The sequence below is a fragment of the Rhizobium sp. BT03 genome (assembly GCF_030053155.1).
Classification (GTDB): Bacteria; Pseudomonadota; Alphaproteobacteria; order Rhizobiales; family Rhizobiaceae; genus Rhizobium.
In genome coordinates this window covers 1,714,787-1,737,704 of the sequence record NZ_CP125640.1, presented here as the reverse complement: position 1 = coordinate 1,737,704, position 22,918 = coordinate 1,714,787, and the positions used below count along the sequence as shown (strand labels likewise).

23 protein-coding genes are annotated in these 22,918 nt (G+C 62.8%); 13 read left to right on the top strand and 10 right to left on the bottom strand.

The features are described 5' to 3' along the window. Positions 1 to 81: 81 nt before the first annotated feature. The 5 genes from QMO80_RS08600 to QMO80_RS08580 all read right to left on the bottom strand — a co-directional run bounded on the left by QMO80_RS08600 (position 82) and on the right by QMO80_RS08580 (position 4,138). A complete protein-coding gene (locus tag QMO80_RS08600; RefSeq protein ID WP_283199689.1) occupies positions 82 to 690 on the bottom strand; it encodes a PRC-barrel domain-containing protein in 609 nt (202 codons plus the stop codon). Between the two features lie 233 nt (positions 691 to 923). Next, positions 924 to 1,811: an SMP-30/gluconolactonase/LRE family protein gene (locus QMO80_RS08595; RefSeq protein ID WP_283199688.1), complete on the bottom strand. Its 888-nt coding sequence runs from the start codon at positions 1,809 to 1,811 to the stop codon at positions 924 to 926. Beyond that, on the bottom strand, positions 1,808 to 2,449 hold the full coding sequence (locus QMO80_RS08590; protein ID WP_283199687.1) for a 2-dehydro-3-deoxy-6-phosphogalactonate aldolase: 642 nt from the start codon (positions 2,447 to 2,449) through the stop codon (positions 1,808 to 1,810). Before QMO80_RS08590 ends, QMO80_RS08595 begins: the two co-directional genes overlap by 4 nt. A gap of 13 nt (positions 2,450 to 2,462) precedes the next feature. Then, positions 2,463 to 3,377 carry a 2-dehydro-3-deoxygalactonokinase gene (locus QMO80_RS08585; protein ID WP_283199686.1) on the bottom strand — a complete coding sequence of 305 codons (915 nt, stop codon included), beginning with the start codon at positions 3,375 to 3,377 and terminating at the stop codon, positions 2,463 to 2,465. Beyond that, positions 3,377 to 4,138, bottom strand: coding sequence for an SDR family NAD(P)-dependent oxidoreductase (locus tag QMO80_RS08580; protein ID WP_283199685.1), 762 nt, complete (start codon positions 4,136 to 4,138; stop codon positions 3,377 to 3,379). Before QMO80_RS08580 ends, QMO80_RS08585 begins: the two co-directional genes overlap by 1 nt. Positions 4,139 to 4,243: 105 nt before the next feature. On the opposite strand from QMO80_RS08580, the gene QMO80_RS08575 reads away from it, so the two are divergent. From QMO80_RS08575 to QMO80_RS08525, 11 genes are all read left to right on the top strand, one after another. Next, complete coding sequence (locus tag QMO80_RS08575; RefSeq protein WP_283199684.1) at positions 4,244 to 5,041, top strand: IclR family transcriptional regulator; 798 nt, start codon at positions 4,244 to 4,246, stop codon at positions 5,039 to 5,041. A gap of 201 nt (positions 5,042 to 5,242) precedes the next feature. Then, positions 5,243 to 5,977: a LuxR family transcriptional regulator gene (locus QMO80_RS08570; protein ID WP_283199683.1), complete on the top strand. Its 735-nt coding sequence runs from the start codon at positions 5,243 to 5,245 to the stop codon at positions 5,975 to 5,977. Positions 5,978 to 6,618: 641 nt separating this feature from the next. Next, complete coding sequence (locus QMO80_RS08565; protein ID WP_283199682.1) at positions 6,619 to 7,818, top strand: Mrp/NBP35 family ATP-binding protein; 1,200 nt, start codon at positions 6,619 to 6,621, stop codon at positions 7,816 to 7,818. Between the two features lie 411 nt (positions 7,819 to 8,229). Further along, positions 8,230 to 9,207, top strand: a complete 978-nt coding sequence (locus tag QMO80_RS08560; protein WP_283199681.1) for a magnesium transporter CorA family protein — start codon at positions 8,230 to 8,232, stop codon at positions 9,205 to 9,207. Between the two features lie 18 nt (positions 9,208 to 9,225). Continuing rightward, entirely contained in the window at positions 9,226 to 11,124 is a 1,899-nt protein-coding gene (locus QMO80_RS08555; protein ID WP_283199680.1) for a potassium transporter Kup, read from the top strand. Positions 11,125 to 11,414: 290 nt separating this feature from the next. After that, positions 11,415 to 12,662 carry a cell wall hydrolase gene (locus QMO80_RS08550; protein ID WP_283199679.1) on the top strand — a complete coding sequence of 416 codons (1,248 nt, stop codon included), beginning with the start codon at positions 11,415 to 11,417 and terminating at the stop codon, positions 12,660 to 12,662. A gap of 271 nt (positions 12,663 to 12,933) precedes the next feature. Then, positions 12,934 to 13,272, top strand: coding sequence for an AtpZ/AtpI family protein (locus QMO80_RS08545; protein WP_283199678.1), 339 nt, complete (start codon positions 12,934 to 12,936; stop codon positions 13,270 to 13,272). Between the two features lie 63 nt (positions 13,273 to 13,335). After that, complete coding sequence (locus tag QMO80_RS08540) at positions 13,336 to 14,088, top strand: F0F1 ATP synthase subunit A (RefSeq protein ID WP_283199677.1); 753 nt, start codon at positions 13,336 to 13,338, stop codon at positions 14,086 to 14,088. 68 nt (positions 14,089 to 14,156) lie between these two features. Then, positions 14,157 to 14,384: a F0F1 ATP synthase subunit C gene (locus QMO80_RS08535; protein WP_003588243.1), complete on the top strand. Its 228-nt coding sequence runs from the start codon at positions 14,157 to 14,159 to the stop codon at positions 14,382 to 14,384. A 77-nt stretch (positions 14,385 to 14,461) separates the two neighbouring features. Beyond that, positions 14,462 to 15,085 (top strand): F0F1 ATP synthase subunit B, encoded by a 624-nt coding sequence (locus tag QMO80_RS08530; protein WP_283199676.1) that lies wholly within the window; start codon positions 14,462 to 14,464, stop codon positions 15,083 to 15,085. Positions 15,086 to 15,088: 3 nt separating this feature from the next. Next, complete coding sequence (locus tag QMO80_RS08525) at positions 15,089 to 15,583, top strand: F0F1 ATP synthase subunit B (RefSeq protein ID WP_283199675.1); 495 nt, start codon at positions 15,089 to 15,091, stop codon at positions 15,581 to 15,583. Between the two features lie 386 nt (positions 15,584 to 15,969). Here QMO80_RS08525 and QMO80_RS08520 read toward each other — a convergent pair whose 3' ends face one another. Next, positions 15,970 to 16,659, bottom strand: coding sequence for a ribonuclease HII (locus QMO80_RS08520; protein ID WP_283199674.1), 690 nt, complete (start codon positions 16,657 to 16,659; stop codon positions 15,970 to 15,972). A gap of 245 nt (positions 16,660 to 16,904) precedes the next feature. Then, positions 16,905 to 18,062 carry a PA0069 family radical SAM protein gene (locus tag QMO80_RS08515; protein ID WP_184345324.1) on the bottom strand — a complete coding sequence of 386 codons (1,158 nt, stop codon included), beginning with the start codon at positions 18,060 to 18,062 and terminating at the stop codon, positions 16,905 to 16,907. A 138-nt stretch (positions 18,063 to 18,200) separates the two neighbouring features. Between QMO80_RS08515 and QMO80_RS08510 the strand changes: the two genes are divergently transcribed. Then, complete coding sequence (locus QMO80_RS08510; protein ID WP_283199673.1) at positions 18,201 to 18,719, top strand: glycosyl transferase; 519 nt, start codon at positions 18,201 to 18,203, stop codon at positions 18,717 to 18,719. A 399-nt stretch (positions 18,720 to 19,118) separates the two neighbouring features. Further along, positions 19,119 to 19,454: a hypothetical protein gene (locus tag QMO80_RS08505; protein WP_283199672.1), complete on the top strand. Its 336-nt coding sequence runs from the start codon at positions 19,119 to 19,121 to the stop codon at positions 19,452 to 19,454. Between the two features lie 125 nt (positions 19,455 to 19,579). Here QMO80_RS08505 and moaB read toward each other — a convergent pair whose 3' ends face one another. From moaB to QMO80_RS08490, 3 genes are read right to left on the bottom strand one after another with little or no spacing between them, the layout of a single operon-like run. Next, on the bottom strand, positions 19,580 to 20,131 hold the full coding sequence (gene moaB / locus QMO80_RS08500; RefSeq protein ID WP_283199671.1) for a molybdenum cofactor biosynthesis protein B: 552 nt from the start codon (positions 20,129 to 20,131) through the stop codon (positions 19,580 to 19,582). Beyond that, complete coding sequence (locus tag QMO80_RS08495; protein ID WP_283199670.1) at positions 20,131 to 21,027, bottom strand: 4-(cytidine 5'-diphospho)-2-C-methyl-D-erythritol kinase; 897 nt, start codon at positions 21,025 to 21,027, stop codon at positions 20,131 to 20,133. Before QMO80_RS08495 ends, moaB begins: the two co-directional genes overlap by 1 nt. A 12-nt stretch (positions 21,028 to 21,039) precedes the next feature. After that, complete coding sequence (locus QMO80_RS08490; RefSeq protein ID WP_283199669.1) at positions 21,040 to 22,872, bottom strand: tetratricopeptide repeat protein; 1,833 nt, start codon at positions 22,870 to 22,872, stop codon at positions 21,040 to 21,042. Positions 22,873 to 22,918 lie beyond the last annotated feature (46 nt).

The window sequence follows — 22,918 nt, the reverse complement described above, 5'->3', positions numbered from 1 at the left end:
GCGCCATCACCTACGCTATACTACCGCGCGCGCGGTTTGCTGGGCCCCAGCCTGGTTGGCGCCAATTTGCGTCAGCCCTGCCTACTTGGGCGTAGTCGAGCCGGTTGCCGTGGTATCGGTGCCGGGCGCAGCCGGAGCCTTTTCGGCCGACTGCATGGCCAGCGTCTTGAACTCAGGGGCGGCCTTCAGCGACTCAGCCGTTTCGCTGGTCGTCAGCTTGACGCTGCCGTCCTGGGTATTCTGGGCGATGGTGATCTTGTCCATCGGCACGGCGACGTTCTTTTCGCCGATGCCGAGGAAGCCGCCGACGCCAACGATCGCAGCAACCAGGCCGCCATCCTTCTTCATGATCAGGTCGTTGACGCTGCCGATGCTTTCATTGTTGCCGTTATAGACCGACTGGCCGATATAGGTGTTGGCGCTGACCTGGTCCGGAGCCTGCTCCGTGATATAGCCGGCCTGTGCCGTGTCTGCCGTCGGTGCCGGAGCCGGAGCCTGTGCGGCATCGCCTGCGGGCTTGGTGACGTCAGGGGTGACCGGCGGCTTCGGGGCTGCCGGATCGGCGGGAGCGGCCTGCGTCGGCGCGGCCGGATCCGCCGGCTGCGGCGCCGCCTGCGAGAATGCCGCCGGTGCGAAAGCCGTGGCAAACAGCGCGCCAGCGGCAACGGTCGTCAAGAGTTTGCGTGTCATTTCGAACCTACCTTCATGTCCTAGAGTGGTCGCTGACCCGGCAATGTTGATGTTTATTGCCGCGCCGGTTCGAAAGGACAATGACTGGTGCGCCGATTGGTTCCGGTTGAAAACACGGAAAATTTCTCGATTTTCACGGAACTTTTATCGCGAAACCCCGCCAGAACGAAAAAAGGCGCTCCCGGTCGGGAACGCCTCTGATGGCCGCGGACGGGCAGGCGCGGATCGCCCGGTCAGATCACATAGACCGGATCGAACACGCCTTTGACGTCGATGCCGAGTTCCAGCAGCGCGCCGGCGCTGGGCTGCGCAGAACGCGCATCCTCGTCGAGGCCCTCCCAGGCCGTCGTCACCGCCAGCCGGTCGGCATTGACGCCGATGAAAGCGGGGCAGGAGGGCTGGACGGCGGGAACCTTGTAGCGCGAGATGCGCAGCCCGTCGGGATTGTAACGGTCGACGACGCCGGCGCCCCAGCGCGAATTCCAGATATAACCGTCGGCATCGACCACCGAGCCGTCGATGTCGCCGGGCTCGTTGGCGCTGTCGACCAGCACGATCGGCTCGCCTGTGGGCAGGCCGGTCTGCGGATCGACCATGACGCGCATCAGCCGGTTGAGGCGGGAGTCGGTATAATAGCCGAAGGTGCCGTCGGGCGAGAAGCAGATCGAATTCGGGATGCTGATGCCGTTGAAGATCTTCGTCACCTTGCCGCCGGCGACATGATAGATGGCGCCGGCCTGGTTTTCCGCCCGCTTGCTCATCGTGCCGATCCACAGCGCACCGGAAGGATGGGTACGGCCGTCATTGGAGCGGTTTTCCGGCTTGTCGTTTTCGAGCGCGGCGTAGAAGGTGAGATTGCCGCTGGCCACATCGCGAACGAAAAGCCCTTCCTCCGTCGCGATCAACTGCCGTCCGGCGTCGATACGGGCAAGCACGCTCGCCATGGCAGGCAGCGGATGCACCTTTTTGGCGCCGCTGGAAAGATTGAGCTCGTGCAGCTCCTTGCCGAGGATGTTGAACCACCAGACAGTGTTGCTGTCCGGATCATAGGTCGGACCTTCGCCGAGAACGGAATTGGTGTTGCAGAGGGTCTTGCCCTCGAACTCGTAGATATCGGTCATACGCTCACGCTCCCAATGGCTGCATCATAGGCGTAAATGGTCGCCTTGGCGCGCTCGGCAACCTCTGCCGCGGTCATTCCCGGCTTGTAGAGGCTGGTGCCGAGGCCGAAGGCGAAGATGCCGGCCTTGGTATAATCGCCGAAATTCTTGTCCGACACACCGCCGACGGCGGCAATCGTCAGCTCCGGCGGCAGGATCGCCCGGATCGCCGTGATGCCCGAGGGCCCGAGCACGCTTGCCGGAAAGAATTTGAGACCGGTGGCGCCGGCCCGCGCTGCGGCGAGCGCCTCTGTCGGCGTAAAGACGCCGGGCATCGTCACCATGCCGTATTGGCGCGCCCGGATGATCACCTCGGGCTCGACATTCGGCGTGACGAGCAGCGTGCCGCCGGCCGCATGCAGGCTGTCGACCGCCTCGACCGTCAGCACCGTGCCGGCGCCGATCAGCACCTCGGCCGGCGCCATCTTGGCGGCGATCTCGATCGATTTGAACGGTTCCGGCGAATTCAGCGGGATCTCGATTGCCGTCAGGCCGTTGTCGATCAAGGCGCCGACGACGCTTTCGGTCTCGTCGGGCCGGATGCCGCGAAGGATGGCGATCAGCGGGCGTTTCATGTCGGGGAAGGGGATACGGTTCATCGTGTCGGCTTTCTCAATTCGGCCAGATGGCTTCGGCGGCGGCCGAAAGCCCGCGGCGCACGGCGGCGTCCGCATCGATGGCGGTGAAGGTCAGGGAGAGTGTTCTGAAGGCCTGTTCGTAGAGCGCCTGCAGGCGCCCCGAGGCGACCAGGGTGATGCCTGAGTTGGCGGCATTCTGCAGTGCGCCGGCGATTTCGAGGCCGATCAGCGTACCGGAGAGCCGGGCTTGCGCTGATGCGGCGGAGATCCCGTGCAGGAGCTGGCCCGAGCGGGCGGTAAACAGCAGATTGGAGGCAAGCGCGGGCCGCGCGAAAGCGGCCGATACCGCCGCCTCGAAGGCCGCTGCATCAGCCGGCTGCGCCTCGGCGCCGGCAACGGCATGCGACAGGATCGTGTGTTTGCTGATGACGTCGAAGAGTTCGCCGGTCATGAAGGTCGAAAAGCCAGTGACCTTGCCGTCGCCCACATGCACCCACTTCGAATGGGTGCCGGGCATGCAGACCGCCTGGGCGCCCGAGCTTGCGGTGCCGAGCGCGCCGAGAAGCTGGGTTTCCTCGCCGCGCATGACGTCGGGTGTCGCGGCATTCCGCTGGGCAAGGCCCGGCAGAATGCGGATATCGCGGCTTTCTCCCGGCACGGAGACCGCCGCCGTCAGGACCGAGGTGAGGGGCGCCGGCACGTCGATATAACCGGCCTCGACCCAGCCCTGCCGGGCGCCGGCCATGCCGCAGACGATCACCGGCAGGTTCTCAGGCGCCTCGACGGCGGCGAGATGGCCCGACAGCACTTGGGAAAAGCCGGTTTTTGCGGCACTCGTCATGCCTTCGCCGCTGCGGCGTTCGGCAAGAATGCCGCCGTCCCGGCCGATCAGCCAGAGCCGAAAGCTGCTGGTGCCCCAGTCCACCGCGACATAAGCGGGATTAGCCATTATAGAATGCCTCCATCGACAATCAGGGACTGGGCGGTCATTCCGGCCGCGCAGTCGGATGCAAGAAACAGGCAGGGACCGACGATCGCGTCGGGCTTGAGCGCGACCTTCAGGCACTGCTGCTCCACCGAGCGCGCGATGCTCTCCTCGGTCAGCCAGAGCTGCATCTGCCGTTCGGTGACGACCATGCCGGGCAGGATGCAGTTGACGCGGATATTCTCCGGGCCGAGCCGGCCCGCCATGCTCTTGGTCAGCCCGACGACCGCCGCCTTCGCCGCCGCATAGGCGGGAAAACCGCCCATGTTCAGCTTGAAAGCGATCGACGACATATTGATGATCGCTCCGCCCCCGGCCGCCCGCATCGAGGGTGCTGCCGCCTGCGAGGTGAAGAACACATGCCGCAGGTTGACCGCCTGGTTGTTGTCCCAATAGGCCTCGGTCACCGCGTCGAATTCATGGCGGTCGTCCCAGGCGGCATTGTTGACCAGCACCCGGATCGGCCCGGAGCTGGCGACGACGGTATCGACCGTGCGCCGGATCGCCTCGATGTCGCGCAGGTCGGCATGGTGGAAGGAGACCGGATGCGCCGTCTCCCGCGACAGCCTTTCGGCGAACGCGCCGCCGGCCGCCTCGGCGATGTCGATGAACGAGACCTTGGCGCCCTGGCGCGCAAAGCCTTCGACGATCGCAGCGCCGATGCCCGATCCGCCGCCGGTCACCAGCACGGTTCGGTCTCTGAACTCCGGAAATTGTGCCGGCATCGCGATCGCCCTTTGATATTCTATATGTTCCATTATTTGGAACTTAATTTGACTATGTGGAATTATCGAATTATGCTGACCATGCTGTCAAGGGCGGACGAGACGATGACTTCAAATAGCGAAAGCATGGCGCAGACGCGCGAGACCGGCACGCTCGGCAAACTGATGGTTCTGCTCGATCTCGTCACCCATGCGGATGCGCCGCTGCGTTTCACTGATATACTGGCCCTTGCCGGCCAGCCGCGCGGCACATTGCATCGCCAGCTGAGCCATCTGGTGGAGGAAGGGCTGCTTGAGCTTGATGGCGACGGCCGTTATGCGCCGGGCCTGCGCCTGCTCGATTTCGCCGCGCGCAGCTGGGCACGCAACGAATTCCGGCTGATTGCCGAGCCGCACCTCGCCGAGCTACAGCAGGCGACCGGCGAGACGGTGCATCTCGGTGTCTTGAGGGGCCAGTCGATCATCTATCTCGACAAGGTCGACGGCCGTCAGCCGGTGCGGATGTATTCGCAGATCGGCAATGCCTCGCCCTGTTACTGCACCGGCGTCGGCAAGGCCGCCCTTTCGCTGCTTCCGGCTGATCTCCTCGCCGATCTCCTCGCCGGGCTGCGCTTCACCAGCTTTACCGCTTCGACCCATGTCTCGGCCGAATCGCTGCTTGCCGAAATCCGCGAGATCGCCGATCAGGGCTATGCCTTCGACCGCGAGGAGCATGAGGCCGGCATCCGCTGCGTCGCCGCCCCCGTCTGGTCGCAGGATCGGACCTTTATTGGTGGCATTTCGATTACCGGCCCCGCCTATCGTCTGTCGATGGAACTTCTACGCCAATGGGCCGTTCCAGTTCAGCTGGCAGCTGGGAGGATCATGGAAGGCATGCGCATCCGGCTGGGCCCGCGGCGCTAATGCAATCAGGGAGCATGCTTATGATGAGGGCGATATTGAGATTTGCCGGCGAATCACGACAACTGCAAATAGTCCGCGAAATCGATTAACCACTTGCCGGCCGAACGCTGCATGCGCTGGCCGACTCCGTTTGATCCAACCAGCGATCGTCATTCCCCGATGCAATCGAGCCGGCCGCTGTGCCGAAGATGAAGAAATGTGATGGCACCCTTGTCGCAAACATCCCCGGAAGACGACGACTATATCCAGGAAATAGCCGGCCTGAAGACCCAGTTCGATATTTTCCGCTTCCTGAAACGCGTGACGGAAGCCTATCGCAGCCGCGCCTTCCTGGTTCTCAACCTGCCGCCGGTCACCTCTCTAGATATCCAGGGCAGCACCGTCATCACCAGCTGGCCGGCGGAGCTTCTGGCGCTCTACGACCAGGAGAGCCTGCTGGTGAACAGCCCGGTTCTGAGGCGGCTTAGAACCTCCGCACGGCCCTTCTTCTATGACATGTCGCGCGAGAACTGGTCGCGCGACGACGGCAAGTCGGTGCTCGTCGCCTCGCTGTTCGAACGTTTCAGGATGATGCGCGGCGCCTATTTCCCGACGCATGAGCCATCCGGCCTGCGCGGCGCCATCTCTTTCGCCGGCGACCGCGAGCCCTTCAGCCCGGCGGAGATGCGCGAACTCTGCTATATCTCCATCCATGTCTATGACAGGCTCGCCGAGATCCGCAATCTCGATACCCGCATGACGGACACGCTGACCGACCGGGAAATCGATTGCCTCAACTGGACGGCGGCCGGCAAGACCAGTGCCGAAATCGCCGAAATCCTCACTCTTTCCGAGCACACGGTCAACCATTACCTCAACCGCGCCACCAAGAAGCTCGATACGGTCAATCGGACTCAGGCGGTGGCCAAGGCGCTGCGGATCGGCCTGATCAAATAAAATGCAAAAGGCGCGGCGGGTTTTCGCCGGCCGCCCAGCGCTTGGGCATATGCTGACCCGCTGGCGGCCGTCCCAGCCCGCATTTGTGCCATTTCCGCCGATTTTCCGTCTGGCACGCTTTCTGCTTCTCTTTTGACAAAGGCCCAGAGGGGACTTGGACCAGCGCCAGGAAATGGCGCGGCCGCGCTCCGCTGCCCGACGCCGATGCCGCTTTCCCAAGCCTTCGGCGTCGGCGGCGGCTGTTGCGTTTTGGCACCGCCTCTTGCACGGCTGCGCGCGATTTGGCCTTTCCCCTTCATTTTTCGCTGGCCTTTTTGTCGGCTTGCGCTAGTTCGCCCCGGATTGCGCCGGTTCTCGGGGAGGCCGTTGCGGCCATCAGGGCGAAAGCCCGGCGGACTTGATGGCCGCAACGGATTGCCCATTCTCCCCGGCGCCTTTTGCAAGCCGCCAAAACGATTTTCCCGCCGATGATTTTGTTTGGCGAAGGCGCCCGTCTCCACTATCTCTACTGCATGATTTCAGTCTTGATCGGGTTCGATGAAGGCTGAAATCATGCAGCAATTCAAAGTGCTACAGCGCTCTTTGCGCGTCTTGAAAGACGCGCGGCGCTCTGGTCTGCAAGAAGAAGCAGTGAGGGTGGAATGACCGACGTCACCAAGGAACAGGTTCTCGAAACGCTGAAGACCGTGCGCGGACCGGATCTCGAGCACGATATCGTCGAGCTCGGCATGGTTTCCGATGTCTTCATCTCCGACGGCAAGGTCTATTTCTCCATCACCGTTCCGGCCGATCGCGCCAAAGAGCTCGAGCCGATGCGGCTCGCCGCCGAGCGCGTCGTCAAGGCCATGCCCGGCGTCAAGGGCGCGCTCGTCGCACTGACCGCAGACAAGAAAGCCGCCACGGCCGCTCCGGCTGCCCGCCCCATGCCGAACCCGCCGCACGGCCATGCCGGCCACGATCATGCCGGCCACGATCATGATGGGCATGATCACCGGGGCCACGCCCATGCGCCGCAGCAACAGCCGCCGCGGGCCGGCAAGATCGGCGTTCCCGGCATCGGCGCCATCATCGCCGTTGCCTCGGGCAAGGGCGGGGTCGGCAAGTCGACCACCGCCGTCAACCTGGCGCTCGGCCTGCTTGCCAACGGCCTTCGCGTCGGCATTCTCGATGCCGATATCTATGGTCCCTCGATGCCGCGGCTGTTGAAAATTTCCGGCCGTCCGACCCAGATCGACGGCCGCATCATCAATCCGATGGAGAATTACGGCCTCAAGGTCATGTCGATGGGCTTCCTCGTCGACGAGGAGACGGCGATGATCTGGCGCGGGCCGATGGTCCAGTCGGCGCTTCTGCAGATGCTGCGCGAAGTCGCCTGGGGTGAGCTCGACGTACTGGTCGTCGACATGCCGCCCGGCACCGGCGATGCGCAGCTGACCATGGCCCAGCAGGTGCCGCTTGCCGGCGCCGTCATCGTCTCGACGCCGCAGGACCTCGCTTTGATCGATGCCCGCAAGGGCCTCAACATGTTCCGCAAGGTCGAGGTGCCGGTGCTCGGCATCGTCGAGAATATGAGCTATTTCATCGCGCCGGACACCGGCACCCGCTACGATATCTTCGGCCATGGCGGCGCCCGCAAGGAGGCAGAGCGCATCGGCGTGCCCTTCCTCGGCGAAGTGCCGCTGACGATGAACATCCGCGAAACCTCCGACGCCGGCACGCCGCTCGTCGCCTCCGAGCCGAACGGCGTCGTCGCCGGCATCTATCGCGGCATCGCCGCCAAGGTCTGGGAGCAGGTCGGCGGCCAAACCCAGCGTCCGGCACCGACGATCGTCTTCGAATAAGGCGCGTGACCCGGAACTGTGCGGCAGTTCCGGTTGGTGCACGCAGCCGCCGAATCACGATTGCCGACGCCCCAAATTGTGGGGGAAACGTGGTGAAAAGCCGCGCTTCACGGAAGATGTCTTGATTATTTCACGGCTTTGCTGCATATGCCGCGGCGCCATGATGGCGTTTGCTGCAGATGCTCAATGACGGCCGTCCTCGTTTGGAAGATTTCGGCCCGCCTGCAAGTTCGGAGTTGTCTTGTCGATCGAAGGATTGGTCGCTGCGATGCGGTGGAGCACAATGCGCATGCCGGCCTTTGAGGTTGGATGCAGCCGGAGTTCTATGAGCTTTTTTGATCCGTTTCCGTTGGGACCTGGGACGAGCGAGCCTCGCACTGCCGCGCTTTCGGCCGCATGGAAGGGCTGCCGGTGATCACCGCTTATTGTTCCAATTGCAGGTCGGTCGAGATCCGCGATCTGTCGCATGCCGCATCCTTCCCTGAGGATGTCGTCTGGATCGATATGATCGAGCCGAGCCGCGACGAGGAGCTCTATGTCGAGAAGGTTCTCGGCATCGAAGTGCCGACCCGTGATGATCTCAAGGATATCGAGCCCTCTGCTCGTCTCTACGTCGAAAACGATGCCGTCTTCATGACCGCCTCGCTCCTCTGGAAGGCCGATACCGACGCACCGACGCTGACCGATGTCGCCTTCATCCTGGCCGGAAACCGGCTGGTCACCATCCGCTACGCCCATCCCAAATCCTTTGCGCTGTTCATCGCCGCCCTGCACCGGCTGCCGGAAAACTGGCGCAGCGGCGCTGCCCTTCTCGCCAAGCTGCTGGAGACGATCGTCGACCGCACCGCCGAGATCCTCGAAGTCTCCGTCTCGCGCATCGACATCTTGTCGATGCATGTCTTCGGCGACCGGGCAAAAAAGGTGCGCAAGCCCTCGAACTATCTTGAAGAGAAGCTGCGCGATATCGCCGGCTATCACCGGATGATCAGCAAGGTGCGCGACAGTCTCGGCTCGCTGTCCCGTCTGCTGACCTTCTTTCACACGATCCCCGCGGTCCAGCAGGACCGCGAGACGAAGGAACTCTGCCGCACCGTCTCGCGCGATATCCAGTCGCTGTCGGAGCATGCCGCCTTCGTTGCAGGCAACATCACCTTCCTGCTCGACGCTTCGCTCGGTCTGATCAACATCGAGCAGAATTCGATCATCAAGATCTTCTCGATCGCTTCGGTGGTGTTCTTGCCGCCGACACTGGTCGCTTCCGTCTATGGCATGAATTTTCAGGTCATGCCGGAGCTGGCCTGGGCCGCGGGTTATCCCTATTCGCTGGCCCTGATGGTAATATCAGCCGTCATCCCCTTTTTCTTTTTCCGCTGGAAAGGCTGGCTCTGAGGAGCCTGTTGCAACTTCATGTCCGAAGAGAGCCATCCGAACGAATCCCAGATGACGCCGAAAAAGCTGTTCTATCTTGCGCTCGGTTCCGTCGGCGTCGTCTACGGCGATATCGGCACCAGCCCGCTCTATGCCTTTCGCGAGGCGCTGAAGCCCGTGGCCCATGACGGCCTCACCCGCTTCGAGGTCATCAGCCTAATCTCGCTGATGATCTGGGCGCTGACGATCATCGTCACCATCAAATATGTGCTCTTCCTGCTGCGCGCCGACAACGAAGGGGAGGGCGGCACGCTGTCGCTGCTTGCCCTTCTGATGAAGACCGCCAACGGCCATACCGCGATCCTGATGCTGCTCGGCCTGATGGGGGCTGCCCTCTTCCTCGGCGATGCGATGATCACGCCGGCGCTGTCGGTGCTCTCGGCCGTCGAGGGCCTGAAGCTCGTCACACCGAGGCTCTCGGAATATATCGTGCCGATTTCGGTGGTGATCCTGGCGCTGCTCTTCGTCGTGCAATCGCGCGGCACCGGCGCCGTCGCCAGGTTCTTCGGCCCGATCACCGCCGTCTGGTTCCTCGTCATGGCCGCCGCCGGCATTTCCCATATTTCGGATGATTACGGCATCCTTGCCGCCTTCAATCCCTATTATGCCGTCAGCTTCCTGCTGCATGAGGGCTTTTACGGCGTCGTCGTGCTTGGCGCCGTCTTCCTGACGGTGACGGGTGCGGAGGCGCTCTATGCCGATCTCGGCCATTTCGGCCGCCGCCCGATCCAATGGGCCTGGTTCCTGCTGGTCTTCCCGGCGCTGACGCTGAACTATCTCGGGCAGGGCGCCCTCGTTCTCGGCAATCCGGCGACGATGTCGGATCCCTTCTATCTGATGTACCCGAAATGGGCGCTGCTGCCGGTCGTCATCCTGGCGACCGCCGCAACGATCATCGCCAGCCAGGCGGTCATCACCGGCGCTTTCTCGATGGTGCGCCAGGGCATCAACCTCGGCTTCCTGCCGCGCATGGAAATCCTCTTCACCTCGGAAACCAATACCGGGCAGATCTTCGTGCCTTCGGTCAATGCCGTGCTGTTCATCGGCGTCATCTTCCTGGTCCTGAGCTTCAAGACCTCGGACGCGCTGGCGACCGCCTATGGCATCTCAGTTACCGGTGCGATGGTCGTCACCTCGATCATGGCCTTCGAATTCGTTCGCGCCCGCTGGAACTGGTCGCTTCCGGTGGCGGTGATCGCGCTCGCGCCGCTGGTCATGCTCGAACTGATCTTCCTCGGCGCCAATCTTTTGAAGATCCACGACGGCGGCTATATCCCGATCCTGATCGCCACGGCCTTTACCGTCGTCATGTGGACCTGGCGCCGCGGCAGCGCGATCCTGATGGAGAAGACCCGCCACACCGATATTCCGCTGCCTTCCTTCGTCAGCGCGATCGAGCGCAAGAGCGATCATTCGCCGGCCCAGGTTCCGGGCACCGCGATCTTCCTGACCAGCGATCCGGAATCGGCCCCCGCCGCCTTGCTGCACAATCTCAAGCACAACCATGTGCTTCACGACCGCAACGTCATCCTGACGATCCGCACCGTCAACAAGCCGCGCGTGCCGAGCCACGACCGCTACAAGGTCGAGCAGATTTCCGAGCGCTTCGCCCGCGTCGAACTGCTGTTCGGCTTCATGGAATCGCAGAATGTCTCGCAGGCGCTCGCGACGCTGCGCAAGACGGGACTGAAGTTCGACATCATGTCGACCTCCTTCTATCTCGGCCGCCGCAAGCTGGTGCCGGACGCCAAATCAGGCATGCCCTACTGGCAGGACCGGCTTTACATCGCGCTTGCCAACGCCGCCGCCAACCCCTCGGACTACTTCCGCCTGCCGGCCAACCGCGTGGTGGAACTGGGGTCGCATGTGATTATTTGACGGGTGGGAAGAGGGAGCGGTTGCACCGCCCTTTAAGACCCCTCCCCACAACGGGGAGGGCTTAACTTGTAGCACGGGCTTTCCACCTCTTCGACGTTTCGGGAGGAGCGAGGCGGTGCCCCGGGTTAGTCCCTCCCCCTTGTGGGGAGGGTTGGGGAGGGGCCTTTGCAAGGGCACAGATACACTCCATCCCCACAAAATTTCAGCCACATTAGAACATCCAAAACTTCGCATAGCCACATTCCGGCACGCCCCGTTAACCCGACGTCAAGGTTAATGAGAGATTTTCGATGGAATGTTCCCGCGTTCCATGCCCGGAGTTGGTGTTGCGTCGAAAGAGCTCTTCCCGTAGCAAGCTGCGTCTTCTTCCCGAGAACTGGGTGTCGCCCGCTATCTTCGGGCTCGCCGGCTGGCTGATCTTCCCGAGCGTCGCCTCTCATGCCGATCTCGCCGCCATGCTGGCCGGTCTCGATCGGGAAGGGGAGAACTGGCGCATGGTGCTGACCAATTCGCCGGCCGGCTCCATCCATCAGGCCGAACTGGCCTTCGCCGATCCTGGAGTGACGGGCTCGATCTCGTCAGGCGCCGGCATGGTGCTGCCGGATGGCCGCAAGGTGGCTTTCTCTGCCGTGGACAAGGGCACTGCCAAGGACAAGGACGCCGCCAAGGACAAGGGCCACGAGGACACGCCGGACGAGGATCGCGTCAACCGCGGCACGAAGAAAGGCCGGGTCGTCGCCGTCGAGAAGATGCAGCCGCCGAAGGATTTTTCCGCCGGCTCGATCCTCGAGCGCACGAAGATGCTCTTCACCCCGAGCTTCGATCTCAAGGACAGGTCGGCCTTCGTCAAGCCGAAGATCCAGGGCAAGGAAATCGAGATCGCCACATCTTTCTATAAAAAGCAGCCTGTGGTGACCGATAATGGCGTGCCGGCAATGCTGGCAAGCCTCGTCACCAGCGACAAGGCCGATGTCCTGGCGACTGCCTACGGGCCGGCCGCACCCGACTATTCCCGCCAATCGCCCTTCGATTCGATCCTCACCGATCAGGACAACGGCCGCTTCGTTCCGGAGATCGGCCCGCGCGACCATGCCTGGGCCGCCAGCATATTGGCGCCGAGCGTCTTTTCCGCCCGCGAACAGCAGTGCCTTGCCTCCGGCATCTATTTCGAGGCGCGGGGAGAATCGGTGAAGGGCCAGGCGGCCGTCGCCCAGGTGATCCTCAACCGCGTCCGCAACCCGTCCTATCCGAAAACCATCTGCGGCGTCGTCTACCAGAACGAGGATTGGCGCAACCGCTGCCAGTTTTCCTTCGCCTGCGACAGCATCAAGGACAGGGTGAACTCACAATATCACTGGCGGATGGCCCGCGATGTGGCGATGGCGGTGACATCAGGCAAGATCTGGCTGCCGCAGGTGGGCTCGGCGACTCATTACCATGCCGTCTATGTCAGGCCGAAATGGGCAAAGACCATGGAAAAGGTCGGCCGCATCGGTCTTCACGTCTTCTATCGCACCTATGGCGGCGGCTGGAGCTGAGATAAATCGCTTGGGCAAGCCGATTTGCCGGGCTTAAAAGCGGATTCTTTCCATCGAATTTAAGAGATCGGCCGAAATTCAGATTATCTCTTTGATTTGACACGATTATTTTCTGGCTGGACAGAAACTGTCTACGCCTTGACTATACCAATCCCTAAAACTATGTTGCGCGCGACTTCAGAACGGGCCGGAAGGGTTTCAACCTTCGCGTCCGGGGTCCGAATGACCGGGGTAGCGGGAGTGCGGGCGACGGGCAGGCGAGGAGAGATCCATGGCGGATGACCGCGAGGAAAGTCTTGAGAAGCGCCGTGCGCAACTGGAAGCGAAACTCGCGACCAAGCGCGTCGAGGCGAAAGTGGAAGAGGCAAACGAAGCTCGTTCCGAGGTAAGCCGCAAAGGTTATGCCCAGGCGATGAAGCTTTCCAGCGAGTTCATTTCCGCGATCGTCGTCGGTGCCGTCCTTGGCTATGTCTTCGACCGTTTTGTTGGCACGGCGCCTTGGGGGATGATCGTTCTTCTGCTTCTCGGATTCTGTGCCGGCGTTCTGAACGTGCTGCGTTCTGCGGGGGTGGTGGCCCATCCCCTGGACGACAAGGACGACAAGAAATAAGGACCGGTTCCCGGTCCAGTGCAATGATCCCGCGTCCTGCGGGCCAAAGAGAGAGAACAAGCGGTGTCTAACGATCCGACTCATCAGTTCCTGATCCAGAAGATTGTGCCGATCGAAATCGGCGGAATTGATTTTTCGTTCACCAATGCATCGCTCTTCATGGCCGCTTCGGCAGCCGTTGCCGCCGGCTTCCTCTATTTCGCCACCTCGAACCGCGCCATCGTGCCGGGCCGTTCGCAGTCGGTCGCGGAAATGTCCTATGAATTCATCGCCAACATGCTGAAGGAAGGCGCCGGCAAGCAGGGAATGAAATTCTTCCCGCTGGTCTTCTCGCTCTTCATGTTCGTGCTGACGGCGAACCTGCTCGGCATGTTCCCCTATTTCTTCACGATCACCAGCCAGATCATCGTCACCTTCGCGCTGGCGATCCTCGTCATCGGCACGGTTCTCGTCTACGGCTTCTATAAGCACGGTTTCCACTTCCTGAATGTCTTCGTGCCCTCGGGCGTGCCGGGCATATTGCTGCCGCTGGTCGTCTCGATCGAAATCATTTCCTTCCTGTCCCGTCCGATTTCGCTCTCCGTTCGTCTTTTCGCCAACATGCTCGCCGGTCACATCACGCTGAAGGTGTTCGCAGGCTTCGTCGCCTCGCTTGGAGCCCTCGGTGCAGTCGGTGTCGGCGGCGCAGTTCTTCCCCTCATCATGACCGTCGCCCTGACCGGTCTCGAGTTCCTCGTCGCCTTCCTTCAGGCTTACGTCTTTGCGGTGCTGACTTGCATGTACCTCAACGACGCAATCCATCCGGGCGGGCACTAAGGATAACGACAACGACGTCTCCAGGGCGTCAGTCATTCGCCGCAACAACCATTTCAAAGGAGTTCAACATGGAAGCGGAAGCAGCAAAGTTCATCGGTGCAGGCCTGGCTTGCTTTGGTATGGCCGGTACGGCTCTCGGCCTCGGCAACATCTTCGGCAGCTACCTCTCCGGCGCTCTGCGCAATCCGTCTGCCGCTGACAGCCAGTTCGGCCGTCTGGTATTCGGCTTCGCCGTTACGGAAGCTCTGGGCATCTTCTCGCTGCTCGTTGCTCTCCTCCTCCTCTTCGCCGTCTGATATCGGCGAATAGATGGATCACGGCCTGCGATCGCACGCCGTGATCCTTTGCATTTGCAGTCCACCTGGAGGTGAGCATGTTTTTTGTGACCCCGGCTTACGCTGAAGAAGCACCGGCGGCAGCGACCGGCACGGATGCGCACGCCGCTCCGGCCGCAGGCGAGGTCCATACCGAGACCGGTGTTGCCGAAGGCGAACACGCCCGCGGCCCGTTCCCGCCTTTCGATTCGACGACCTACGCATCCCAGCTGCTGTGGCTGGTGATCACGTTCGGCGTTTTCTATTTGCTCATGCAAAAGGTCATCGCGCCGCGCATCGGGGCGATCCTCGATCAGCGTCACACGCGCATTTCCCAGGATCTGGAAGAAGCTGGCCGCCTGAAGGCGGAAGCCGACGCCGCTGTCCAGACCTATGAAGGTGAACTGGCTGCTGCCCGCGCCAAATCCAACGCGATCGGCTCCGCCGCACGCGACGCCGCCAAGGCCAAGGCCGAGGAGGACCGCCGCGCTGTCGAGGCGAGCCTGTCGGAAAAGATCAAGGCTGCCGAGCTCCGCATCGGTGAGATCAAGGCCAAGGCCTTCGCCGACGTCGGCACCATTGCCGAGGAAACGGCGGCTGCGGTCGTCGAACAGCTGATCGGCGGCACCGCTGCCCAGGCAGATGTCGCCGCCGCCGTCGCGGCCGCCAAGAAGGAGGCTTGATCGATGGATATTTTTCACCTTGACGCCACTTTCTTCGCCTTTGTCGGCCTCGTCCTCTTCCTGGCGCTGGTCGTTTACCTGAAGGTTCCGGGCATGATGGCGCGCTCCCTCGACGACCGCGCCGACCAGATCCGTAACGAATTGGCCGAAGCCAAGCGTCTGCGCGAAGAGGCCCAGCACCTGCTCGCCGAATACCAGCGCAAGCGCAAGGAAGCGGAAGCGGAAGCCGCCCATATCGTTGCCGCCGCCGAGCGCGAAGCCGAAATGCTGACCACTGAGGCGAAGAAGAAGACGGAAGAATTCGTCGCCAACCGCACGGCGCTTTCCGAGCAGAAGATCAAGCAGGCCGAGGCCGAGGCGATGAAGGCGGTCCGTTCCGCCGCCGTCGATCTCGCAATCGCTGCCGCCGAAACGGTGCTCGCCAAGCAGGCGGACGGCAAGGTCCAGTCCGAACTCTTCGGCAACGCCGTCGGCCAGGTCAAGACACGGCTCAACTGAGCGGTATCGCATGGAATAGGAAAAGGCCGGGCATGTCCCGGCCTTTTCTTTTGCAGATGACGCGGTCTCGTGCCGAGGATCAGCTGCAGATAAACCGACTGCCCCAGGGTCGACGGGTCTTGAGACCCGTCCTTCGGATCCCGTAAACGGGGCGAAGGAGATATGCCGCGACGTCTCGATTCCCTCTTCTCCCCGCTGGGGAGAAGAGGGAATCGAGACGCGCCGACTTCCTTAACCTAAAGCATGTCGCGCAAAAGTGTGCAGCGGTTCTCGCGGCAACGACATGCGAGGAAATAAAGAGCTAAAGCGCAAGGAGCGAATCTGAAAGATCGCGACGCGCTTTAGCCCGTTGTGTTCGGCATGCCCGGTTTTCTACTGAAAGCGCACTATTCCGAAATTAGCTCGTCCATCTCAGGACCATCCTCGACCTTGCGCAGCGGCCGAAAACTCATCCGGTGCAGGGAGCAGGGGCCGAGCTTTTCGATGCCGGCGCGGTGTTGCGCCGTGCCGTAGCCGACATGGGCGGCAAAGCCGTAATCCGGAAAGACATGATGCGCCCGCGCCATCATCCGGTCGCGCGTCACCTTGGCGACGATCGAGGCGGCGGCGATCGAGACCGAGCGGGCGTCGCCCTTGACCACCGCCTGTCCGGGGCAATCGAGGCCGGGCGGCACGTCGAGCCCGTCGGTCAGCACGTAGTTTGCCGGAACGGCGAGGCTGCAGATGGCGCGGCGCATGGCGTCGAGGCTTGCCTTGCGGATATCCGTCTCGTCGATCCGCGTCGAGCTGGAGGAGGCGATGGAGACCGTGGCGGTCGCCAGGATCTGCACGAACAGTTCCTCGCGCCGTTGCGCCGAAAGCTGCTTGGAGTCGTTCAGACCCTCCGGGATGCGCTTCGGATCAAGGATGACAGCGGCGGCGACAACAGGCCCTGCCAGCGGCCCGCGGCCCGCCTCGTCGGCGCCGGCGACCGGCCAGTGGCCGGCTTTGCGGGCTTTGAGCTCCAGCCGGAAGTCCGGCACCAGGGGAACCGCTTGGAAAAGCTGGGGAGAATCGGGTGGCGTGCGAGGTCTCATGCGGCTGAACCTCGCACGCCAACCCGATTGCCCGCAAGTCCCCGATCAGGGCGGCGCTCGGGGACCGGGTCCGGCGGATGGTGGCGGTCAATGCCATCCGCGGGAATTGCGCTCGGAGCTCGAAAACAGGGCGGTTTTTCGATGGGCCGATGCGCAAGCTTCAAGCAATTCCAGGAAAAGTGCGCCGCGGTTTTCCCCAGGCAAAGCGCGAAGCGCTTTTGCCAAGAATTGCGTAAAAACAAAGTCTAGAGCAGTGACAGCTGCACGCCGCTGCCATCCGGTGGCACGAACAGATCGTCGCGCAGCGGCATGCCGCGTCGCGTCAGGCCGAAACGTCTTGCAGCCATTTCGAAACGGCGGGCGATCTGCCAGGCATAGGGACCGGCGCCCTTCATGCGCTTGCCGAATTCGGCATCGTAATCCTTGCCGCCGCGCATCGAGCGCACCAGCGACATCACATGCCGGTAGCGATCGGGATAATGCTGCAGCAGCCAGTCGCGGAAGAGCGGGCTGACCTCGAGCGGCAGCCTCAGGATGACATAGCTCGCCTCGGCCGCGCCGGCAGCCTTGGCCGATTCGAGGATGCGCTCCAGCTCGTGATCGTTCAGCGCCGGGATCAGCGGTGCGGCCATCACAGCCGTCTGGATGCCTGCTTCCGACAGCGTGTGAATGGTCTCCAGCCGCCGCGGCGGCGTGGCGGCGCGCGGCTCCATCGTCCGGGCAAGCTTGCGGTCGAGCGTGGTCACGGAGATGCCGACGCGCACCAGGTTCTTCGCCGCCATCTCCTGCAGAATGTCGAGATCCCTCAGGATCATCGCCGACTTGGTGACGATCGAGACCGGATGGTTCGCCTTGTTCAACACTTCGAGAATGCCGCGCATGATGCGCCACTCCTTCTCGACCGGCTGATAGGGGTCGGTATTGGTGCCGATCGCGATCGCCCGCACCTTGTAGCCCGGCTTGGCAAGCTCACGCTCCAGCAGCTTTGCCGCATCCGGCTTGGCAAACAGCTTCGTCTCGAAATCGAGCCCCGCCGAAAGCCCCATATAGGCGTGCGTCGGCCGGGCGAAGCAATAGATGCAGCCATGCTCGCAGCCGCGATACGGGTTGATCGAGCGGTCGAAGCCAATGTCCGGCGATTCGTTGCGGGTGATGGCGGTGCGCGGCTTCTCGATCTGCACGTCGGTCTTGAACGGCGGAAGCTCTTCCAGCGTCTGCCAGCCATCGTCGAAGGTCTCGCGCTGCAGCGCCTCGAACCGTCCCGTCGGGTTCAGTCCCGCCCCACGCCCGCGGCGCCGGTCGACCTCGATCCTCAGTCCTGAAGACACGATCATCGCATCGGCAATATCTGCCGTATTGGCAGGCGCGAATGCGGCCTGCCCTGCCAGGGACTGCTCTCTCATCGGATTCTCCCGCGGCAAAAGCCATCGCTTCCGCCCGTTTTGATGATTAAATTCCTATCCGCAAAACAAGAACAATGCAAGAACAAAATGCGGAAAACGCCGCTGGCAAAAATTTGTGCGGCGCATTATGAATGAGCAATGTTGACGGTTATTCTCGAATGCCGGGATCAGGAAACTGAGCTGGCCCAGACGTTGTCGGTATTGGTGGCAGGTGCCGTGGAGGGACTCGTCAGCGATGTGATCGTGCTCGATCACGGCTCGCGCGACGGCACCTCGCGGGTCGCCGACGCCGCCGGCTGCCGCTTTCATTCGCAATGGGATATCAAGGACATCGTCCGCTCCGCCCGCGGCGAATGGCTGCTCTTCGTCGAGCCGGGCGCCCGGCCTCAGGCCGGCTGGATCGACGAGATCGCCGAATATATCGCACTGAACAAGCTGCCGGCCCGCTTCACCGCCTCGCGCGGCTACCGGCGCCCGTTTCTCAAGCGCGTCGGCCGCGCCGTGCCGCCGCTGGAGCTCGGTCTGCTGATGCCGAAGAACCAGGCGCTGGCCACTGCCAGAAGCGGCATGGCTCTTACCGAATTCGCCAAGGGCCAGAAGCCGCGCAAGCTCGCCAGCGAACTGATTCCCTCCTGGGTGGCGCGCGCGGCGCGGTAAGGTCTCGGCCATCCCACGGCTGGCCGGTTTCCACCGCCCAAAAACCCCTCCCCAACCCCTCGCCACAAAGGGGGAGGGGCTACCTGCCGCACCGCTTCCCGTAACCGTCTGTCGAACGGCAGCAGCCCAGCAAGACCTCGCCTTTTCATCGCTGCCGGACACCACAGCTTAGTCCCTCCCCCTTGTGGGGAGGGGTTGGGGAGGGGTTTTCTCCAAGATGTGAGTCGCCGGTCTCCATCGCACAAAGATGGCGCCCAATAGGATTTCGCGCTATAATTCGCCCATGGCGCCGCCGAAGCGCCTCGCTTCGTATCGGATCGCCATGGGTGCCGGTGGACGGCAGAACAGGTCGGCGACAATCTCCTCTTCTGCCGGGGGCCCGGCGAAAGGAGGTGCGTCATGCCACGCGGTAGGATCTACGGCGTACGCAATATGGTCTACGGCCTGCTGGCCGTCATATTGCCGACATTGGTGATCGCGCATCCGCATTCGGCAGCATCTCAGACGATGCTCAGTTGCGCAGGCCGATCCGATGTCGTCAATTTCCTCGACAGGAACTTCGCTGAAAAGCTGACAGCGGTCGGACTGGTCAACCAGAACGCCGTACTCGAGGTCTATGCCGCCGAAAGCGGAACCTGGACGCTCGTGGTCACGGATGTTCACGGCATCAGCTGTATCCTGCTGTCGGGTGACAGCTGGGAAACGATGCCCGCTCTGCCGGGGCTTGCCACATAGCCAATGCCGGCAGCAAGCAGCCTAAAGCGCGTCGCGATCTTTCAGATTCGCTCGCCGCGCTTTAGCTCTTTATTTTCTCGCATGTCGTTGCAGCAAAACCGCGGCACACTTTTGCGCGACATGCTTTATGTCTTGGCGCCGCGTTTCAGGTGCTCGTCCAGACGCGGCATGATCTCGACGAAATTGCAGGGAACGCTGCGGTAATCGAGCTGCCCTTTCAGAATGCCGTCCCAGGCATCCCGGCAGGCGCCGGGCGAGCCCGGCAGGGCGAAGATGAAGGTGGCGTTGGCAACGCCCGCCGTGGCGCGCGACTGGATCGTCGCCGTGCCGATCTTCTCATAGGAAATGCGGTGGAAAACGGCGGAAAAGCCGTCCATGCGCTTTTCGAACAAAGGTTCCAGCGCCTCGGGCGTCACATCGCGGCCGGTAAAGCCGGTGCCGCCTGTGGTGATAACGACGTCGATGTCGTCTCGTTCGGTCCAGGCCTTCACCTGCGCGGCGATTGTGTCCCGGTCGTCAGGTACGATCGCCCGGTCGACCAGCCGGTGACCGGCTTCGGCGATCCGTGCCGCCAGCGTATCGCCTGACTTGTCCGTCTCCTGCGTGCGCGTATCCGAGACGGTGAGAATCGCAATGCCGACGGCGATGAAGGGCCGCTTTTCGTCCAGACCTGCCATCACCTGCCTCCCGAAACGGTTTCCGTCGCCTGGACATACCAGCCGGGCCGCTCGCCGTGAAGAGCGGCCGCCGCCTCTTGCGCCGCCGCCATGGTGGCAAAGATGCCGAAACAGGTGGCGCCGGAGCCGGACATGCGGGTGAGCAGGGCGCCGCGCGCCTGCAGTATCGCCGCGATCTCCGAAATCTCCGGCAGGATTTCGCGCGCCGGCGGCTCCAGGTCGTTGCGGGCAGCAGCAATCACGTCAAGCCAGTCGGCACTGCCGGCAAGAGCCGGAGCGAGGCTCAGAGCCGGATTGTTCTTTGCCGCCAGCCGGCGGAAGACCTCGGGCGTCGAAACGCCCTTCAGCGGATTGGCGAGCACCATGGCAAAGGCCGGCAGACCAGGCACGGCTTCGATCTGTTCGCCGATGCCGCGGGCGACCAGCGGCCGGCTTTCAAAACACATCGGCACATCGGCGCCGAGCTTCAGCGCCAGGCCGGCAAGCGTCTCCACCGGCAGGGTCATGCCCCACAGCCGCATCAGCCCGCGCAACGTTGCGGCCGCATCGGCCGAGCCGCCGCCGATGCCGGAGGCAACAGGCAGGTTCTTTTCCAGGTGGATATGGACAGGGAAGGCGAGGGCGCCGAGTTCCTCGCGCAGGAGATCGCGGGCCCGCAGCACCAGATTGGTGCCGCCGTCGCCGGCAAGCGTCTCGCCGAAACGGCCCGACAGGGTGAAGGCGTCTGCCTGTGAGGGCAGGAAGCCCAGCCGGTCGCCGCAATCGGCGAAGGTCACCAGCATATCGAGCAGATGGTAGCCATCCGGCCGCTGGCCCGTCACATGCAAAGCGAGGTTGATTTTCGCGCGCGCCGCTTCGGTGACGCCGAAAGCCTCGGCCAGGCCCTCTTCAGGCATGTTTGCCGCCCGTCAGGATTTCTTGTCGACCGGCGGCGGGGTAACCGGAGCCGGATCCGGCTGCTTCTTGTCGGCCGCCTTGGCATCGTCGCTGACAGGAGGCAGGCCGTTGGCGACCTTGTCCTTGATCTTCGGAATTTCGGCGGCCTCAGGCTCGGAGGCAAGCGCCCGGTTCCACTGATAGACGGCCTCGAGCTTGCGGCCGACGCGCCAGTAGGCGTCGCCGAGATGGTCGTTGATCGTCGCGTCGCCGGCCTTGATCTGGGCTGCCCGCTCCAATTCGTCGACGGCATCGTCGAAACGGTTGAGGCGGAAATAGGCCCAGCCGAGCGAATCGATGATGTAGCCATCGTCCGGGCGAAGCTCGACGGCCTTCTTGATCATGCCGAGACCTTCATCGAGGTTGCGGTTCATGTCGATCCAGGAATAGCCGAGATAGTTCAGCACCTGCGGCTGATCGGGATTGAGCTCCAGCGCCTTGCGGAAATTCGGCTCCGCCTGGTCCCACTTCTTCAGCCGCTCATAGGCGATGCCGCGCTGGAAGAAGACGCTCCAGTTGGGGCGGCCGGGAAAGGGGCCGATCACTTCGACGGCCTTGTCGTAATTGGCGGCCATCGCCTCATAGTCCTTGGCGTCGGAGAGCACGCTGCCATAGGCGAGATAGCTGCGGATGTCCTTCGGGTCGGAGGCGATCAACGCCTGCAGGTGCTTGCGCGCCTCGTCCACCTTGCCGCCCTGGGCAAGGGCGAGGCCGAGCTGCAGCTCGGAGATGCGCCGCATCGGCGAATTCTCCGGCACCTTCTTGTAGAGCGCGATGGCGCGGTCCATCTGGTTCTGCTTCTCGGCGATGCCGCCGAGCAGCACCAGCGTATCGGCGCTGTTCGGGTCGAGCGCATTGGCGGTCTGCAGATAAAGCGAGACGATATCCTCGGCGCCGTCGCGGTTCAGCGCCCCGCCGACCGAAAACAGCACGCCGGCAGCGCCTTCTTCAGCCGTCTTGACCTGCTGCTCCTGCTTCTCATCCTTTTCGATACTGTCGCGCAGCGCGTTCAGCGGCGCATAGTTCGGCAGCAGATTGTCGCCGACGGACACGGCGTCGAGCGCCTTCTGCTTGTTGCCTTGTGTCGCTTCGAGACGGGCAAGCGCCATCACCGCGCGCATGAAGGTATCGGGCGCCGTCGCACCCCCTTCCTTGTCGAGCACGGCATCGTTCAGATGCTTGCGGGCGGATTTGACGTCGCCGGTGGCGATGGCGATCGCGCCGGCATTGTAATTCTGGAAGATGCGGACCCAGTCCGGCCCCTTCATCTTCTCGACCATGGCGAGCGCTTCCTTGCCGCGGCCGGCACCGACCCGGGCCCAGGCGAGCAGCAGGTCGTTCATCATCCGGTCGAGATCGTTCGGCCCCTTATATTTGAGGATGGCCTCGGCGGTCTTGTAGTCGTCGCGGCGCACGGCATCCATGCCGCGCACGATCGTGGTGATGCGCTCGACGGAAGGGTCTGCCTTCAGGTCGTTGGCATATTTGACGCCTTCCTTGATGTCGCCGTTGAGCAGCAGCGAGATCATCAGCCGCTGGCGAATCTCGGGATTGCCGGGCTCGATCTGCAGCGCTTTCTTGTAGAGTTCGATCGCCGTTTCATAGTCATGATCGACATCGGCCGTGCGCGCCGCAAGGAAGGCGCCGGAGAAAGTGGTGACGCTGTCGGCATTGAAGCTATCGGTCTTCTCCGCATCGCCCGGCTTGGCTGCATCCTCGGCACTCACGCCGCCGACACCGCTGAGCGAAAGAACAGCGGCAAGCGCTGCGCTCGTAAGAAGACGGATGGCAAATCTCTGCCGCATTAGGAAACCTTTCTTCGACAGCGTCCCGACAATGTGCCGGCCGCAA